Source organism: Oceanisphaera pacifica (assembly GCF_017498065.1).
GTDB lineage: Bacteria > Pseudomonadota > Gammaproteobacteria > Enterobacterales > Aeromonadaceae > Oceanimonas > Oceanimonas pacifica.
This window is the reverse complement of sequence record NZ_JAGDFX010000012.1, coordinates 21508-36277: the sequence shown is the minus strand read 5'-3', so window position 1 is coordinate 36277 and position 14770 is coordinate 21508. Positions and strand designations below refer to the sequence as shown.

Annotated in this window: 13 protein-coding genes; 4 read left to right on the top strand and 9 right to left on the bottom strand. The window is 44.8% G+C overall.

The features are described 5' to 3' along the window. Positions 1-19: 19 nt before the first annotated feature. Positions 20-1594: a nitric oxide reductase transcriptional regulator NorR gene (norR, locus tag J3U76_RS10835; RefSeq protein ID WP_208005985.1), complete on the top strand. Its 1575-nt coding sequence runs from the start codon at positions 20-22 to the stop codon at positions 1592-1594. A 290-nt stretch (positions 1595-1884) separates the two neighbouring features. On the opposite strand, the gene J3U76_RS10830 is transcribed toward norR, so the two are convergent. From J3U76_RS10830 to J3U76_RS10810, 5 genes are all read right to left on the bottom strand, one after another. Beyond that, the gene (locus tag J3U76_RS10830) at positions 1885-2328 is read right to left on the bottom strand and encodes a universal stress protein (RefSeq protein ID WP_341534339.1); all 444 of its coding nucleotides are present in this window, start codon (positions 2326-2328) and stop codon (positions 1885-1887) included. Positions 2329-2403: 75 nt separating this feature from the next. After that, on the bottom strand, positions 2404-3693 hold the full coding sequence (locus tag J3U76_RS10825; protein WP_243454210.1) for a TRAP transporter large permease: 1290 nt from the start codon (positions 3691-3693) through the stop codon (positions 2404-2406). 34 nt (positions 3694-3727) lie between these two features. Then, positions 3728-4321 carry a TRAP transporter small permease gene (locus tag J3U76_RS10820; protein WP_208005984.1) on the bottom strand — a complete coding sequence of 198 codons (594 nt, stop codon included), beginning with the start codon at positions 4319-4321 and terminating at the stop codon, positions 3728-3730. 160 nt (positions 4322-4481) lie between these two features. Next, entirely contained in the window at positions 4482-5501 is a 1020-nt protein-coding gene (locus J3U76_RS10815) for a TRAP transporter substrate-binding protein (RefSeq protein ID WP_208005983.1), read from the bottom strand. A 405-nt stretch (positions 5502-5906) separates the two neighbouring features. Further along, a complete protein-coding gene (locus tag J3U76_RS10810) occupies positions 5907-6665 on the bottom strand; it encodes a MipA/OmpV family protein (protein WP_208005982.1) in 759 nt (252 codons plus the stop codon). Positions 6666-6936: 271 nt separating this feature from the next. On the opposite strand from J3U76_RS10810, the gene J3U76_RS10805 reads away from it, so the two are divergent. Then, on the top strand, positions 6937-7287 hold the full coding sequence (locus tag J3U76_RS10805; protein ID WP_208005981.1) for a DUF488 domain-containing protein: 351 nt from the start codon (positions 6937-6939) through the stop codon (positions 7285-7287). Positions 7288-7373: 86 nt separating this feature from the next. Here the strand turns inward: J3U76_RS10805 and J3U76_RS10800 are convergent, their stop codons facing one another. The 4 genes from J3U76_RS10800 to J3U76_RS10785 form a co-directional block, all read right to left on the bottom strand. Next, a complete protein-coding gene (locus tag J3U76_RS10800; RefSeq protein WP_208005980.1) occupies positions 7374-9599 on the bottom strand; it encodes an NADP-dependent isocitrate dehydrogenase in 2226 nt (741 codons plus the stop codon). 392 nt (positions 9600-9991) lie between these two features. After that, positions 9992-10183: a cation:dicarboxylate symporter family transporter gene (locus J3U76_RS14675; protein ID WP_341534338.1), complete on the bottom strand. Its 192-nt coding sequence runs from the start codon at positions 10181-10183 to the stop codon at positions 9992-9994. Positions 10184-10327: 144 nt separating this feature from the next. Beyond that, the gene (locus tag J3U76_RS10790) at positions 10328-11689 is read right to left on the bottom strand and encodes a hypothetical protein (RefSeq protein ID WP_208005979.1); all 1362 of its coding nucleotides are present in this window, start codon (positions 11687-11689) and stop codon (positions 10328-10330) included. Between the two features lie 197 nt (positions 11690-11886). Further along, a complete protein-coding gene (locus tag J3U76_RS10785; RefSeq protein ID WP_243454209.1) occupies positions 11887-12312 on the bottom strand; it encodes an OsmC family protein in 426 nt (141 codons plus the stop codon). Positions 12313-12487: 175 nt separating this feature from the next. On the opposite strand from J3U76_RS10785, the gene J3U76_RS10780 reads away from it, so the two are divergent. Together J3U76_RS10780 and J3U76_RS10775 are read left to right on the top strand one after the other, a co-directional pair. After that, positions 12488-12733 carry a DUF2960 domain-containing protein gene (locus J3U76_RS10780; protein WP_208005978.1) on the top strand — a complete coding sequence of 82 codons (246 nt, stop codon included), beginning with the start codon at positions 12488-12490 and terminating at the stop codon, positions 12731-12733. Positions 12734-12891: 158 nt separating this feature from the next. Further along, a complete protein-coding gene (locus J3U76_RS10775; RefSeq protein WP_208005977.1) occupies positions 12892-14718 on the top strand; it encodes an EAL domain-containing protein in 1827 nt (608 codons plus the stop codon). The last annotated feature ends 52 nt before the right edge of the window (positions 14719-14770 follow it).

The window sequence follows — 14770 nt, the reverse complement described above, 5'->3', positions numbered from 1 at the left end:
CGTAAAGGTATAAAAGACCATGATTTACGATAGGCTATTAGCCGAACTCACCACTGAGCTCCCTAGTGCCGTGCGGCTCCAGAATTTGGTACGCATTTTGCGAGAGTATTTTGGGGCTGGGGCTGTGTGTTTATTACGCCTAGAGAGTGAGGCGCTGATGCCGGTGGCGGTTGATGGGCTAGTACAAGACGCGATAGGGCGGCGCTTTATTATTGCTAAGCACCCTAGGTTATCGGCGATATTGGCTCAGCGAGAAACCGTGTCTTTTCCTCCTGACTCTATTTTGCCTGATCCTTACGATGGGCTATTAGCATTGAATGTGGGAGAGCCTTTGCATGTGCATGACTGCATGGGTATTAGCCTTTATGTAGAAGGAAACTTATGGGGCGCGCTTACGCTAGATGCCCCCAAGGTGGGGATTTTTAATGACGATGCCAAAGACTATTTGCAGCGTTTAGCATTACCCGTGGCCGCGGCCATTAGAATGACGCAGTTAGAACAAGATGTGCGCAGTTTGCGACTGGTGCGCCAAGATATGCCTGAAGAGAGTGCCAAACGCCAGCAAAGGGGAATTTTAGGCCAAAGTGCGCGCTTAAATGCATTATTAAAAGAGCTGGATGTGGTAGCGGACTCTGAGTTACCTGTGTTGTTAACCGGTGAAACTGGGGTGGGAAAAGACTTATTTGCTCATCGACTCCATCAAAACTCACGACGTTGTCAGCAGCCATTGGTACAAGTTAATTGTGCGGCTTTACCTGAGTCTTTGGCCGAAAGTGAATTATTTGGCCATGTTAAAGGGGCATTTTCAGGGGCGCATCAAGCGCGAGCGGGGCGCTTTGAAGCCGCAGATGGCGGAACCTTATTTTTAGATGAGGTAGGCGAGCTTCCGCTAAGCACTCAAGCTAAGTTATTGCGAACCCTGCAAAATGGTGAAATACAACGTTTGGGAGAAGATGCGCCGCGCAAAGTAAATGTGCGCATTATTGCCGCCACCAATCGCCAGCTACACGAGAGTGTGCGTGAGGGACACTTTAGAGCCGACTTATATCATAGGTTATCTGTGTATCCGGTACCGATTCCTGCTCTTCGTGAACGGGGGCGAGATGTATTGGTGTTGGCTGGGCACTTTTTGGAGCTTAACCGAACCCGACTTGGGATGCGCAGTTTACGTTTGTCTCCTGCCTCTGAGGCGGCATTATGTCATTACTCTTGGCCCGGTAATGTGCGGGAGTTAGAGCACGTGATCAGTCGAGCGGCAATTAAAGCCATTAGTCAAGGCGCGGTGCGCGAAGACATTATTACCCTAGAGCCAGCCTTGCTTGATTTGTCTGCCGGCTTAGTGGATATGTGCGCAATGGAAGGTGCAGCTCAAGGCTCAAGCCTAACAGCAAGCAGGGCGGCTGCGACTGCTAGCGAACCTGCGGTTGATCATCTGTGCCCGGTTAGTTTGCAGTTGGCAACCAGCCATGCCCAACGCCAAGCGATTGAGCAGGCTTTAGCCCACAGCAAAGGCAACTGGGCGAAAGCCGCCCGTGTATTAGAGGTGGATGCCAGTAACTTACATAAACTGGCCAAGCGTTTAGGGATGAAATGATAGCGCCAAGCGCCTAGCACCAAGCTTACAGCCTGTCACTACAAACAGTCGGCACCGAAACATGAAGAAGAGACGGGAGGCATTGCCGTAGCCAACCGTCAAATGCCAGGGATGGCATTTGCCGAGCGCCGCATGGATGCGGGTTAAGCGAGTTGGCGAAGGCAAGCCTACTGGCTCTTCCTACACTATGACATTTTACAGACTTGTGACTAAGTGACAGGCCGTCAGCTATAAGCGATAAGCTAAAGCCACTAACTGACAATAAGCACTGGTCTTATAAGAGCTGAGTGTTAAACGACGAGTACTGGGCATTTGGCGGCGCTGGTCACGCGATGGGACACACTGCCCAGCAGCATACCGTCTTTATCACTGTGAGTACCGCGTGTGCCGATAATAATTAAATCGGCTTCTTTTTCGCGAGCAAATCGGACTATCACTCTTGAAGGGCGACCACTTTTAACAAAACCACGTACTTGAGTCGCCCCTGCAGACAAAGCGTGCTCTTTGGCATGGGTGACCACTTCTTTAGCGTAGTCAGATAACACCTTATCGGGAATATCCATGTCCACAGGCCGCCCTATCGATAAGCTAGCTTCAAATAGGCTATGGTGCTTATAGACGCAAATAAGAAAAATCTCGGCATGGGGGATTAAGCCTTGTAAATGTACTGCTTTTTCTACAGCCCTAAGTGATAAAGCAGAACCATCTACCGCTACTACTATTTTATTAAACACGCAGCACTCCTTGGTCAAAAATAGTTCTAGGTTAAGGGACCAGAGGTCCCTTACGCTTAAGCTTACTGTTCAGCATTATTCATCTGGAAAAGCCACATCACGTAAAAATAGCGCGATGTCGGGGAAGGCAATAATTAACCCAGCCGCTACGACTAGCATAAAAATAAAGGGCGGCGTACCACGAATGACGTCCATATAAGGGCGTTTAAAAATAGCGATGGCGGTGAAAATATCACAACCAAAAGGTGGGGTCGCCGAGCCAATGGCTACTTGTAGCGTAATCAATACCCCGACTAAGACGGGATCCAGTCCGGTGGCTGCAATGGCAGGAGCAAATATGGGGGTTAACACCAAGATCACCACTATGGGGTCAACAAACATACAAGCAATAAAGAAGGCGATACAAATGGCCACTAAAACGCCTACAGGGCCGGCATCGTTTACCCCAACCGATTCTAAAATGACTTGCGGTACCTGAGCAAATGACAACACCCAAGAAAAGCCATTACCCACAGCGACTAAAATAAACACCACTGCAGTGATAAGCCCCGTCGATTTAGCTATTTGATACACTTCGGGCAGTTTAAGTGAGCGGAAAATTAAAAACTCTAAGATAAAAGCGTATAACACACATACAGCCGCAGCTTCGGTAGGGCTAAAGATACCGCCATAAATCCCGCCCACAATAATGACTGGGAAGAAGAGTGGCCATAAGGCTCTGCGAGAGGCGGTTAAGCGCTCAGACCAGCTGGCTTTGGGCTCAGTAGGCACTTTATTCTTGTGAGCGTAATATAAGCAATAGCAAGAGAACATCGCCAAAATCAATAAGCCTGGGCCGACACCGGCAATAAAGAGCTCAGCAATAGAGGTTTTAGAGATCACCCCATAAATAATCATACCAATGCTTGGCGGGATCAAAAAGGCAATATCACTGGCGTTAATAATCAGTGCCAAGGTAAAAGAGTCAGAATAACCGGCTTTTAGCATTTTAGGGCGCAGCGGTGAGCCAACCGCCACCACAGTGGCTTGCGTTGAGCCAGATACAGCACCAAATAATGTACAAGAGGTGGCTGTACTAATGGCCAGCCCGCCTTTAATGTGGCCAATAAAGGCCATTACCATATTGATCAGGCGGTCTGCCGATTGGCCCCGGGTCATAATATCCGCCGCTAAAATAAACATGGGCACCGCAATTAACGAGGCAGGACGTATGCCGGCCATCATTTGCTGCACAAAGGTGCCCATTTGGCCGAAGCCATCAAAGATCATTACAAAGCCAACCACTGAGGCGGTGATCAGCGGTATCATCATAGGAAAGCCTAATAAGAGCAGGACAATCATGATGGCCATTAATATAGTTGCCATGGTTTATGCCTTTTTTATGGTGATTAATACCAAGTTATACTTCCGTTTCGGTATCGGCGTAGCCGTCTACCACACCGGTAGATAAATACACATCTGGGCTAGTGATATTTTTAACAGCTGTAAGTAAATATTGGATACCCGTTACGGTAAAACCGATAGGAGCCCACACATAAATCCACCAAATTTTAAAGCCTAATGCAGGTAAAATACGGCCGCGGCTATACAGCGTCTCTATATATTCATAAGAATGGTAGGCGAGAAAAAACATCACAGATGCGGTGAATAAGGCGATAAGAATCATCAGTAATTTTCTTAATTTTGCCGGTAATGAGTCGTACAGTGCAGACATACGAATATGGCGCCCATGACGTGCGGCATAACCAATACCAGCAAAAGTAATAAAAATAATTAGAATGCGGTTAATTTCACCAGAGAAAAAGAAACCTTCACCAAAAATAAAACGAGCAATCACGTTAGCACAGGTATTCAGTGCCATTAATAATACACCAGCGGCTAACATCACAGATTCGCCACGGGCGATCCATTCATCGATTACCCCTAAAATACCAGGCAAGCCTGATGTATAGGCAGGAATATCATCTTCTAACTCAGGGGTAGGCTCAGACATAGCTATACTCCAATATAGTGATAAGCCATTATAACAAGACCTAAAACAGCACTGTCATTAGGCTGGGTAGCCAAGTGCTTACGGTTATAGAGCCATTTATCACAGCAAGGGTAGGTTAAAATAAAGCCCCACCAAGCGGGGCTTTATTCGCGACGCGTTATTACAAGTCTTTAAGGTCTTGCTTAAACTGCTCTAACAATGCTTTGCCACTGTCGCCAGCCATATCGATGAATTTTTCTTCAACTTGTGGTGAGCGCTCTTTAAAGGCTTCAATTTGTTCATCAGTCAAGCGTGTGACCGTCACTTTACTGCTGCTATCAGTGATTTTCTTCAGCGAGCTATCGGCTAACCCGTCGATATGACCTAAGATTTCTTCAAAGGCATAATCTGCAGCTTCTTGAACCAAGGTTTTGTCTTCACTAGACAGGCCATTATAAAAGTCTTGGTTGGCCATCATAGCGGTGGTAAACCAGCCGTGACCGGTAAAGATCAGATTAGGTGATACCTCATATAATTTGCCCGATTCAATCCAAAAGATAGGATTCTCATGCCCCTGGATCATATTGGTTTGCAGGGCACCATAAACCTCACCCCAAGGAAGTGGCGTGGGGGTGGCGCCAAAGGCCGAGTAAGTTTCTGACAGTAATGGGTTAGTCATTACTCGAATTTTCTTATTGTTTAACTCTTTTGGCGTGGTTGCGACTTCATCGAGCGTCACTACCATTTCGCCTTCAGGATACATCTTCAGTAGCTCTAAGCCTTTTTCTGAATATAGCTTAGGGAAGTCTTCATTAATGGCCTTACTTTCACGGAAAAACTTCACCACAGATTTCATATCAGTGGGCATTAAGTAAGGAATAAAAAAGATTTGTGCTTCAGGAATTAGCGCACCGGTAAAGCCTGGGGATTGGTTTACAAAGTTAAGAATACCAGCCTGAGTTTGCTCCATAATATCGTCAGATTCACCCAGTTCGCCAAAGCGGTACACCTTTAAGGTGTGGTCTGAGTTATCTTCGATATATTCTTTAAACTTATAGGCATACACGTCTTGTACGTCGCCTGCGTATTCTTCGTGAGCGTAACGCCAGTTATCTGCATAGGCAGAGCAGGTGAATAATGCCAGCGCAGATAGTCCAGTGAGCTGTTTTAAAGTACGCTTTAATCTGTGTTGCTTGTTCATTAAGCACTCTCCATGGTGTCGATCAATTGATTCGAGTTCTAACATCCTACAGGTAATAATAGACTGGCAAAAGAAGTAGCAAGGCGCAAGGACTTGACGTGAATAAGTCTACTTTATTGATATAAATCGAGTTTTAGCTATTTTGTTGGTCGTTTTTTATCCAGTTCAGGTATGTGCTGTTTAAAATGCGTGCAGTTAAACGATTTTTCATTTTGAAAAAGTAAAGAAGTAAGATAAGTTGCTAATAAAAAAGAGAATTAAATTGTGTGACTGCCAACATAAGATAGTTTTGCCTCTAATGATTATGGCATATACAGCAGTTAACATTGAGGTACCCAAGAAAAAAGCAACCAAGTAAGTTGCCTTTATAACAATAAGATAAAACAGATTTAAAGGTGTTTGCTATTAAAAGCTGTAGTTGATAGCGACACCTGTTAGCAGCTGAGTCGCATCTCCAACTTGTTTAACGATGGGGCTATCTTTTGCATCACCAGTTAGTTGAGTCGCTCCTGCAACACCGGTTAGGTTCCAGTGTTTGGTAAATTGATAAGTTACACTGCCGATTAACCCTAAACGTAAATGACCAGAGCTTGCCTGATACTGTCGTAGGCCGCTGTACGCTGAGTCGCGCGCGGAAACATTAAACATATCTTGGGTCCAGCTACTGCTGCTATAAGATAAAGACGGTGTTATACCCATATGCCATTTGGGGGCTATTTGCTGTCGTAAGTTGGCATTAAGAGAGAGCTTGTAGCCGCTTACATCACCAGTAACAGGGGTTTGTGCCTTTAGGCTATAACGCCACATATTGGGTTGGTAGCTCACTCGAACCCCAGCGGTCATACCCGCATCTACTTTTTCAAAGGCGCTGATATTCCCTTCGTTATCTCTCCCTACATGAAAGCCTAAAAATGGCGATATGGTCCAATTTTGCTGTTGATATAGATTGATCCCTAAGCCATCTCGCCAGCTTAAATAAGCAAAATCACCGTAGTTAAGCTCAATATCGGGCACGGCTCGGCTGGTGTAATCATTACTGCCTAAATAATCAGGCGTCATCATTAACCCAGCGCCAATGCTACCGCTCCAAGGGCCTTGTGCCAGTGCAGGGGCGGCTAATAATGGGGTGAGTAGGGCCAGAGAGCACAGAGAGAAACGAGACATAAAGTGATGATCCTTTTATTATTTTTACTGTATATGTCTGTTAGTTTACCATGAGGTAAAGAGAGGAAATGTTTGTAACCGCCCGTTATGGGTATAGAAAACTTGACTATATTGAACAGTACAGGGCTTACACGTTATTTATATTGTAGATACACTGTTGGACGTCAAGGCTTTGCACTACATTGTTATGCGCCCTTATTTCGTCTTTGCCGCGTCGTAGACTCCTCGCAATGACCAAAGGGGGCCGTTCTGACTTTTCGTCGGGGTGGGTATGAATCTAGTTTTGAAACGCGCTTATGAGAGCGCCCAGTCTCAAGATGGTTACCGAGTATTGGTGGATAAATTATGGCCGCGAGGCGTCAGTAAAGAAGACGCAAAGTTAGATGATTGGTTAAAAGAGGTCGCGCCAAGTGATGCTTTGCGCCAAGCGCTTCATGATGAAGAAGTGACTTGGGGCGAATTTAGAAACCGCTATTTAAGTGAGCTGACCCACCATAAACAGAGCTTGCGAGACTTGGTAGACAAAGCTCATCAGCAGCAAGTTACCCTAGTGTATGCCGCCAAAGATGAGCAGCACAATAATGCGGTGGTATTAAAGCAATACTTAGCCATGCTGGATTAACTAACGCAGGCTGAGGCAAGCTTAGTCTTTCAATAAAAAAACCCAGCCGAAGCTGGGCTTTAAGTCATGCTTTAGCGCTTGTAAACTTAGTTGCTAGATAACGCTTTATTGAATGTTGCACTTGGGCGCATTACTTTTTCTAAGGCAGCCGGATCAAGGTGGTAGTAACCGTTTAGGCCGGCCGACTTACCTTGAACTTGATTCAACTCATTCACTATTTGCTGTTCATTATCGGCCAGTGACTCGGCTAATGGCGTAAAGTAAGCGGCTAACTCTGTGTCCTCTTGCTGCGTTGCCAATTGCTGTGCCCAGTACAGGCTCAGATAGAAGTGGCTGCCACGGTTGTCTAACTCGCCAGCTTTGCGTGAGGGAGACTTTTCATTATCCAGCAGTAGCTCGGTGGCTTTGTCTAAGCAAGTTGCCAAAACTTTCGCCTTCGCATTGCCTTCTTTAATACCCAGCTCTTCTAATGATACCGCCAGCGCCAAAAACTCACCTAGAGAGTCCCAGCGTAGGTGGTTTTCTTCTAATAGCTGCTGTACATGCTTAGGAGCAGAGCCACCGGCACCGGTTTCGTACATGCCGCCACCGGCCAACATCGGCACAATAGACAGCATTTTAGCTGAAGTTCCTAACTCTAAAATGGGGAACAAGTCGGTAAGGTAGTCACGTAATACGTTACCGGTCACCGAAATGGTATCTTGGCCACGAATAATGCGCTCCATTGAGAAGCGAATTGCTTCGTTGTAAGACATAATTTGAATATTGAGACCGTTCAAGTCATGTTCTTGCAAATAAGCTTCCACTTTTTTACGTAGCTCATTGTCGTGAGCGCGCTCAGCGTCTAACCAAAATACGGCTGGCGTTTCAGATTGACGAGCGCGAGTGACGGCAAGTTTAACCCAGTCGCGAATGGCTGCATCTTTAGTTTGGCAAGCACGCCAAATATCACCAGCTTCTACTGCATGCTCCATTAGTACTGTGCCGTCCTCGGCAAGGATACGCATGGTGCCGTCTTGAGTCATTTCAAAGGTTTTATCATGCGAGCCATACTCTTCGGCTTTCATGGCCATTAAGCCAACGTTTGGCACAGTACCCATGGTAACAGGGTCGAAAGCGCCGTTCGTTTTACAGAAGTTGATCACTTCTTGATAAATACGAGCATAGGTACTTTCTGGCATTACCGCTTTGGTATCTTTGAGCTTACCATCGCGCGCCCACATTTTTCCTGAGCTACGGATCATGGCTGGCATAGAAGCATCCACAATCACATCACTGGGGATATGCAAGTTAGTGATGCCTTTTACTGAGTCGACCATGGCAATTTTTGGACGGTGCTCATAGCAGTCGTGAATAGCCTCTTCAATTTCTTCTTGGGTGGATTGTGGCAGACTCTTGATTTTGTCTAATACGCTGTTCATGCCGTTATTAGGATTAACGCCTAATTTTTCAAACAAATCACCGTATTTTTCAAATACTTCACGGTAAAAAACCTTCACCGCATGACCAAAGACGATGGGGTGAGATACCTTCATCATGGTTGCTTTAACGTGCAAAGACCACATTACGCCTGTGTCTTTACAATCTTGCATGGTTTGCTCAAAGAACTCAGACAAGGCTTTAGCGCTCATAAACATACCGTCTAGCACTTCGCCTGCTTGTAATGGCAGTGATTTTTTAAGTTCTACATTGCCTGCGTTATCAACAAACTCAATGCGCACAGTTTGTGCTGTATCTGAGGTAATTGATTGTTCACTGGCAAAGAAGTCGCCGCCATTCATGTAATCTGCGTGAGAGCGAGAAGCTTTGCTCCACTTACCCATTGAGTGTGGATATTTGCGCACAAAGGCTTTAACTGCGCTAGGAGCGCGACGGTCGGAGTTACCTTGACGCAATACGGGGTTAACGGCGCTGCCAATAATACGAGCATAACGCTCAGTGGCGCTCTTTTCTTCTTCAGTATTTGCTTCTTCTGGCAGGTTGGGAATATCAAACCCCTGACCTTGTAGTTCACTAATACAGGCTCTTAGTTGAGGAACAGATGCACTGATATTAGGTAATTTAATGATGTTAGCACTCGGGTTTTGAGTAAGCTCACCCAGTTCAGCTAAACCATCAGTCACACGCTGCTCTTCAGTTAAGCGCTCAGGAAATGCTGCCAAAATGCGAGCAGCAAGAGAAATATCGCTAAGCGTAACATCAATACCGGCACTGCTGGCAAAGGTGCGCACGATTGGCAGTAAAGAATAAGTAGCTAAAGCGGGGGCCTCGTCGGTCATGGTATAGACAATGGTCGAATTTTTTTTGGTCATTATTTCGCTTTTTCCCTGCTTGATAGTTGGACTAGCAACGGCTTACTGGATTTCAGATACAGCGAAACAATAGCGCTGATTTAAGCTGTTGCAGTAAATACTCAAGACCATTGTATGACAAATGGCCCCAAAGGTTTAAGTCACTTAGGTCAATTCTGTGCTTTCAAGCTAGTAATCGAGATAAAAGTTAGCTGATTGCGCTGTTAAATGAATGTCTCTTCAGAGTATGCGCATTAAGCGTACAAGCTGGGCGTCAATATGGCGTAGAGAATTAAGAGGACATTTGCGAAGGAAAAGCTCGAATTTTTCCTTATCTTCCGGCTGTAGGATCATTAAACCGAGCCACATCCATTACCCCTTCACTTTTTCCTATAGTGCTGGTCACAACAGAGTCATACGGTAATATTGACGGCAGTGCGTATCATGCCCAACAGGCGGACAACACCAGTAATTAAAGCTATTCCTTCTACGGGCAGCCCCACCTGATTTAGTACCATAGCGAGCATAATCAGCCCTATACCAGGCACACCAGCGGTACCATCCATGTTAATGCTTGCACCCAAGGGAACAGTAAAAGCGGCCACTTTATTCTTTACTCTCCCATTAAATTGACGATAGCGTCTAAGCCCAAATCACTAAGCAGCGCAGCAATTCACTCACCAAGCTTGGTCGGGAACATACCCACTACTAGACCCCTAACAGACAGTAATACCGGAATAGGCCTAGTATTACAGGGCAGATGATTGTTGAGGAATCTCTTCTATTTCAACTATTTTAGATCGACTCATTACCACCTTCCAACGCTGTACTGTGGGTGGATTGTGGCCCTGCACTTCACGAGTAACTAAGTTGATTAAATAGCGTTTTTCAACGGGATGACGAGCGACTTGCCCCTCTTTTAATTGATAAACATGATGTGAACCTTTTTCCATCAATTTAGCTAATAAACTTAAATCTAACTGTAAAGTTTCTCGGGTTTGCTCATAACCACTTAAAAATCGAGTAGGCAGCATGCGCGAGTGACTGCCATAGTGCATTACTACTTCTTCTTTTTGCGTCACGTTGGCATGACGAGCCGCCAAAATATCTGACTTTAGCTTGGCGGGGCGGCGGTAATCGAACCACTCAAGTTGACGGCCAACAAGCTGGTTACTGTGTACATCAAAGTATTGCCGACGCCACTTAGGGCGATTTTTACGTAGCCAACGCCAAAGAGTATTACGTAAGTCGTCTTTAAATATCTCACGTAAGGCATACATTAATGCCAACACTAAAATAACCAATAATGAGATGCTGCCTAAGGTTTCGCGCACTTCAAATACTGCAAGCGACATGGCGGTCATGACCACGGCAGTCACACTGGCTTTTAGTGCTTTTTCTTCACCACCACCCAGCTCTTGCGTTTTTTCTTTCAAAGTAACGGGATATTCAATAAGGCGGCGTAGCAAACGCATTTTGTTAGAAATACGCGACAGAGCCTCTGTGGTGTGACTAGAGTTATATTGTAGCTTTACTCTATGTTGATGTTCTGCCTCGCATACGGCTAATAGCAATGCTTTGTTTATTTTGTATTCTTTAGTGCGGGGTAGGTGAGCGACCAATGATAATAACCGCTGCTCGGTAAACCAAGATAAGTAGTTATCAATATTAACGTAATATTTACGTAGAGTTTGATCGCTCGGTACGTTACGGCGTAAACGACGTAAAATATCTTGAGTCAGTGTAATGAGCTCAGTCAGGGCTTCTTGAGTTGCGCCTTCTTTTTCATTACGCAACTCCTGACAAGATTGCTCTAAACCAATGGCATACTGATAGGCATACAAGCTCAGGCTTAGGCGATATTGCTCCGAAGACAGCTCTCCACGACGCGCCAATCGACTCAAAATTAAGGGTAAATAAGGCCTGTCACTAAAGTAAGTTCGCTGCACATGAATCGCGCTGTGATAAAACTCTTCTTCTGGCACCACATTGGTATTAAGGCCCAATTCACCAGGCACGAATAAGTAAATATCTAACTGATGCTCGGTTGCTTCTCGCAGAATACGAGATATTTTAAGCGAGAAGCCGTCTTTACGTTCAACGCTGATCATTAATAAATGTCACCCCATAAACATCAATGATGACAGTATCTTAACGTATTTTTGTGATAGGTGCTTTCTATTGCTAGCGCTCTAATACCTTATGGGTCACGCTTTTAGCCTAAGCCCTTTAGGCTGCGGTATGCCGTAAGTTAATAAGAAATGGCCATCTTAACTTACGGCCTATGACGTCTCGCGATGTGTAGACTTTACGATAATTGATGATCTAATAAACTTGCACGACATAGATTGTCGTGAGCAGGGCAGCGCTTACAAACTAACTCAAGAAAAGCCAGTTTTTGTTGGTCATTCAAGTCGGCATTAATATCCGCTTTAATATCAATATGTTTAAAACCTACAGGATCCTCGCTAGGGCGTCCGGCTAAGCCTGCTGGATTAATAGTGCCTTCAACTTCAACATTAATACCATTCAGCACAAAACCTTGTTCGCGGGCCACCATTTTGGCAATGGTTGATACGCAGCCTGCTAATGAAAACAAGAAAGTATCCAAAGGGTTAGGGCCTGCATCCCCCGCCGCCTCTTGGTCGATAATGAGTTTATGATTACCTATTTGTGCGCTCACTTGCCAGTTATTGGCCATATGTGTGCTCACTTTATACGTTTTATCTGCCATGGTAGTGCTTCCTTATATTAGTTTATCTCTATATTCTAATGTAGTGGCAGTAAAAGCAAGCTAATCAACTCATTCACTTCTCTCCTGCCACTTTTTTATTTGCGGTTAGCGTAAGCAAAGCTTGAGTTAAGGCGATGATTGCGGTGACAATGTCATTTTACATGGAATATTAAGTATGGCCTTTCGCATTCGCTATCATTATGGCAAGCAACTGAAAGAAATGGGGTACGCTAATGACAAACATCACAGCGTATATGACGCAATAGCCAAAGCGGAAGGAGTGGATTTGACTGAGTACCACCGCATGGAAGATCAGCTGGCCGGTGTATGTCGCAATGATCGCAAGACCCTTAAAGATTTTCGTGAAGAATACTTTAGAAAGCTGGGGTTTAGCGACATAGTGATAGAGCGTGAATTTTAAACCTTAATGATTATTGAACGCGTGTTTTTAACAGCCAGAAAAAGTAGTAGAAGCATATGCTGGAGACCGCCAGTTTTTGCTATCTATGGTAGTCGACAATAGACAGTGCCCAGTGTGTTTGCCATTATATCGTGGCCCTAACAGTTAATGGATTATCTGTGGAACAAATTACAACTTTCTTTAGCTATCATAAAGCGCTACTGCAGCTGTTACACAGCGCAGGGTTTAGTAGGCTAAATAAAAGCGATAAGCTAAAAGAGCTAACAGCTCTTTGTAGTCAACTACTTAACATAGATAGTGTGGCGATTTGGAGCATGAATTATTGCGGTGATAGCATGAGTCGAGAGCTTTGCTACCAACCACAATATGGCCATCATCATCGGCCTTATCGCTTAGAGCGTCATGAGCACTTAATTTACTTTAAAGTATTAGAAGCGGCTGATATCTTCTTTACACACGATGCTTTTCACGATCCTCGTACTTGTTCCTTAAGAAAAAGCTATTTAAACAACGACTCCGCAATCTTTGCCATGCTGGATGTGCCCATTTATGACGGTAATCGCTTATATGGTGTTTTGTGTTTAGAAAGTCACACCGAACGTTATTGGAGCCTGACTGATACAGCATGCGCCACTGCCTTTGCCGATACCATTAGTTTAATTAATACCCATGAAGCATGGCTAAGTAGCCGTAAAGAGCTAGATTACATCACCTCTTATGATGACTTTACGGGTTTGTATAACCAAAGCTCTTTACGCCATCGTATTCAGCAGTTAATTCATCAAGAGCAACCGGCTCAATTTGCGTTACTGTGGTTTGATATTGATCGCTTAAACGCCATTAATAATGGCATGGGGGGGCATGTAGGTGACGCCGTTATTAGTGAAATAGCGATACGGTTAAGGGGCATGGTGCTCTCGGGTAAAGATATGGTAGCAAGAGTGGGGGGAGATGAATTTGCTATGCTTTACCACCTTCCTGAGCAAAAGGATCAGATGCATGATGCCATTGCAACCATTATGCATAGCATTAATCAGCCTATTCATCTTGGCACGCAAGACTTGCAGATCAGTTCCAGTGTTGGTATTGCACTTTATCCTAATGATACCAAAGACTTATCGACATTGATTCGTTATAGCGAGTCGGCTATGTATCAGGCTAAAGCCGATGGTCGCCGACAAGCACAGTATTTTAATCAAAAAATATCGGCAACAGCGAAAGCTAGCTTTTTGATGAAAAACCAATTAATTGAAGCTCTTGCTCACGGTGATTTGAGTGTGGCGTATCAACCTGTGATGTCTGGCAATGCACAAAATATTGTAAGTTGTGAAGCTTTGGTTCGCTGGCAGCATCACAGCTTAGGTTTTTTATCCCCCGGTGAATTTCTTCCCCTTGCTTATGAAGCTGGCCTGATTGCTGATATCGACTTTTGGATGTTGGAGCAGGTATGTAAAGACATTAAATTAAGCCGTACGCGGGGTGTAGCTATGCCCAGTGTGGCCGTTAACTTGTCAGCAGATGCCTTGGTGGATCCCTTATTGGCAGATAAAATATGGGATTTGCTAGAAAAGTATCATGTATCGGGCGCACAAATTGAGTTAGAAATGATCGAAGACGCCATTAAAGGCGACTCTAATCAGCTGCAACAAACGCTAGAGCAGCTGGTGCGTTTAGGTATCAAACTATCGATTGATGATTTTGGTACCGGTTACTCTTCTCTGCTTAGGCTGAAAAACCTTCCCTTTACCAAACTTAAAATAGACCGCTCATTTATTGATGATTTACCGCAAAATGCGGATGACTGTGCCATTACTTTATCAATACTAGGTATGGCCGCCGGCTTGGGGATTTCTGTGGTGGCTGAAGGGGTAGAAAACGACGAGCAAGAACAGTGGTTGCAGCAACAAGGTTGTGATTATCTGCAGGGCTTTAAATACTATAAACCAATGAAACTCGAAGACTTATTGAGTGTATTAAAGACATAATCTTTTGCATAGCCCCGCGCTTAATCAGAAAGATCGGTGTACAAAGAACTAA